Raw genomic sequence first — 4,077 nt, 5'->3', positions numbered from 1 at the left:
GGCGCAACCCTGTTGGGCAGCAACGTGCACGACGTGATCGTCGGCAGCGAGGCCTCGCGGCGCATCGAGGCCGGCGCAGGTGACGACAGTTTGCTGGCCGGCAGCGGTAATGAAACGCTGGTGGGCGGCAGTGGCAACGACACCTACCGCTTCAGCTCGGGTTTCGGCACCGACACCGTGGACGACACCGCAGGCACCCCTGGCGAGACCGATCGCATCGAATTCGACGCCACCCTGCCGGTGGGCGCCGCGCGCTTCATCCGCAACGGTGCCGACCTGTTCGTGATGTTCCAGGGCAGCGGCGACCAGTTGACGGTGAAGCAGTTCTTCACCAACGCGAGCCGCCAGCAGATCGCCTTCGCCGACGGCACGTCGTACGAGCGCGGCACCGTTCCGTTCGTCGGCCTGCAAGACCTGATGACGCAGGGTGATGACACGTTCGAGGTTCCTGGCGACGGCAACGTCACCCTCGATGCCCTGGGCGGCAACGATGCGATCCGCGGCGGGGCCGGCAACGACACGCTGGCAGGTGGCAGCGGTGACGACACGCTCACTGGAGGCAACGGCGATGACGTGCTGGAAGGCGGCACCGGATCCGACCAGCTCGTCGGCGGTGCCGGCAGCGACACCTACGTCTTCCACAAGGGCGATGGCGTGGATACGCTGGAGGACGCCTCCACGATCGGCACCAACCGCATCGTGCTGGCCGATGTGCATGAAAGCGAGTTGACGCTGGCCAACGATGGCGGAGGCCTGGTGCTGCGCTATGGCTCGGGAGACCAGATCACTCTGAGTCCGCAAAGTCGCCTCGGCGCCATCCAGTTCGCCGACGGTACGGTGTGGAGCGACGGGGAGATCACGGCGCATCTTCCGTTCACGGAGATCGGCACCGCCGGCAACGACCGGATCGACGGAAACGGCAGCAGCACGCGCCCGCAGGACATCCACGGCCTCGGTGGTAACGACACACTGGTCGGCGGGTACGGGAACGACAGCCTGTATGGCGACGAAGGAAGGGATTGGCTGTACGGCGGCGCAGGCAACGACCTGCTCGACGGCGGTGACGATGCCGACACGCTCCAGGGACAGGGCGGCAATGACGTCCTGGACGGTGGCAGTGGAGATGACGAGCTTTTCGGTGGGGATGGCGACGACACCTTGCATGGCGGAGCCGGCAACGATCGGTTGTCCGGCGATGGCGGAGCCGATGTCCTGCATGGCGACGATGGCAACGACCTCCTGAATGCAACGGCCAACGATGATGGCCGCTCATCGTCCCTCTATGGCGACGCGGGCGACGACCGATTGGTTGGCAGCAACGGCAGCGAGCGGCTTGACGGCGGCGACGGGAGCGACACTTTTGGCTACAACATCGGCTGGGGCGACGCCGTCGACACCATCGTCGGCGGCCAGGGCGACGACACCTTCTCGCTGGAATCCACCCGCTCTGCCGACTTTGTGTTCGCGCAGGGCGATGGCCACGACCTATTCCGTCAAACGCAGTACCTGGCCGATGGCGCTGCCGCCGACGGAACCTTGCGTGTCACGTTCGCGGCCGGCGTGGCCGCGTCGTCCCTGAAGCTCGTGGGACTGACCGCCGTGCCCGCGAACGACGTCTATGCAGCCAACATGGCGCTCACGTTCACCTACGGCACGCAGGGCGACACGATTTCCTACGCACTCGACGGCCGGGCGATCCGCCCGAACATGGTTAACAGCCTGCCGACCTTCGCGTTCGCCGACGGAACGGTGCGCAGCGCGTCCTCCCTGATGCCGGCCAGCATGGCCGACCTGCCCGTCATCGGTTCGGCCGCCGGCGAGGTGCTGTTCAGCACCGGCACCTGGACGGCCGCCGACGGTGGCACCGTGCTGGGCATCTCCAACCGCCTCACCGGCGGCAAGGGTGACGACACGCTGGTCGGCCTGGAAGGCAACAACACCTACCATTTCGACCGGGGCGATGGCAAGGATCTGATCTATGAGTACGGTGGCAACGACGTGATCGAGTTCGGCGCCGGCATCACGCCCGAGAACCTGAAGCTGAGCGCTGTCACCTACAACGCGGCTGGCAGCCTTACCTCCGACCGGATCCTGGAGGTGGACCAGGGCGGTGGCCAGATCCGCATCAGCAGCACGGGCGACAACCAGGACTACCGTCCGCGCAGCGGGTATGCAGACGTGGGCAAGTTCGAGTCGTTCCGCTTCACCGACGGCACCGTGCTGGACTGGACGCAACTCGTGGCGCGGGCCGGCAGCTTCACGGTCCTGCCCGACGTGAATGGCCGGGTCCTGGTCGGCACCGAATTCAACGACCGGCTGGAAGGCGGCGTCGGCGAGCAAAGCCTGCAGGGCGGCGCCGGGGTCGACACCTACGTCTTCAAGCGTGGCGATGCGGTGGTGGCCGCGGCCGGTGACATCTCGGGCGCCGACCTGATCCTCGACACCTCGATCGGCAACATCATCGAGTTCGGCCCCGGCATCGCGGCCGGTGACCTGCGCTTCCGCCGCTTCGGGCCGAAGCTGCTGATCGACGTGCTCGGCGGCGCTGCGCCGGAGACCATCGGCGTCGACTACTTCGACGACCCGCGTCGCCTGTCGACCTTCCGCTTTGTGGATGGCAGCACGCTGGACGTGTCGCAGGGCATCCGCATCGCGCTGGCCGGCACCGATGGCGACGACGTGATGAACGGCACGGCCAACAGCGACTACTTCGACGGCGGGGCGGGCAACGACCAGCTCAACGGCAAGGCCGGCAACGATTGGCTGCTGGGCGGGGCAGGCAATGACAAGCTGGATGGCGGCGCCGGTGTCGACGACATGGCAGGCGGGACGGGCGATGACACCTACGTCGTCGACGACAGCGGCGACACGATCACCGAGAACGCCGGCGAGGGGCTCGACGCGGTGCAATCGACCGCCAGCTACATCCTGTCGGCCAATGTCGAGAACCTGACGCTGGGCGGCAGCAGCGGCCTGTCGGGCACCGGCAATGCGGCGTCCAACAAGATCACCGGCAACAGCGGCGCGAACCGCCTGGACGGCAAGGAGGGCGTGGACACGCTGATCGGCGGCGCGGGCAACGACACCTACGTGGTCGATGATGCGCTCGACAGCATCACCGAGGCCTCGGGCGGGGGTACCGACACCGTCGAAGCCAGCGTGAACTACTCGCTGCTGGACAACATCGAGGCCCTGACGCTCACCGGCAACGGCAACACCACGGCCACTGGCAACGGCGCGGCCAACACGCTGATCGGCAATGCCGGCAACAACGTGCTCGACGGCAAGGGCGGGCTCGACAACATGGCCGGTGGCGCCGGCAACGACACCTACTACGTCGACACCGCCAACGAGGCCACCACTGAGCTGACCGGGGGCGRCACCGACACGGTGAACAGCACCATCACCTGGACGCTGGGCAACTTCGTCGAGAACCTGACGCTGCTCAACGGCAACGCGATCGATGGCACCGGCAACGGCCTGGACAACCTGCTGTTCGGCAATGCGGGCGTCAACGCGCTGAAGGGCCTGGAGGGCAACGACACCTACAGCAGCGGTGCCGGCAACGACACGATGACGGACAACTCCACGACGTCGAACGACGTCTACCGCTGGGGCCGTGGCGACGGGCAGGACACGATCACCGATGCGGGCGGCAGCGACCGCATCGAGATCGGCACCGGCATCAGCGCGGCGCAGCTGACGCAGACGCGCAGCGGCAACAACCTGGTGCTGGGCATCAGCGGGGTGACGTCCGACAAGCTGACGATCACGAACTGGTACGTGGGCACGGCCAACAAGATCGAAACGATCAAGCTGGCCGACGGCACGGGGGTTCCGGTGACGGCGTCGGCAGTCGGCACCACGGCGGCACCGACCGCGACACCCACCGAGCGGGCCATGCCGGCGACGCGGCGCTTCGCGCTGCTCTCGCCCTGGGATGCGATGCACGCGGAGACGGCCCTCGGCGAGCGCCGGCCGCAGGCCTTGCCGACCTTGATCACGGGCCAGGACACCGGCCTGCACGACGACGCGGTGGTGGCTGCGCTCACGGCGGCGCCGGGCCGGGCGTTGTGG

General features: G+C 67.5%; 1 protein-coding gene. It reads left to right on the top strand.

All coding sequences use genetic code 11. From position 1 onward, the window contains the following. Nucleotides 1–4,077, top strand: a 4,077-nt coding sequence (locus AC1D15_RS20520) for a calcium-binding protein (protein WP_477827418.1), incomplete at both ends; no start/stop codon positions are given.

Source organism: Rhizobacter sp. P2_H2, assembly GCF_056403375.1.
The sequence above is the reverse complement of the archived record's forward strand: the minus strand, read 5'-3'. Positions and strand labels throughout refer to the sequence as shown.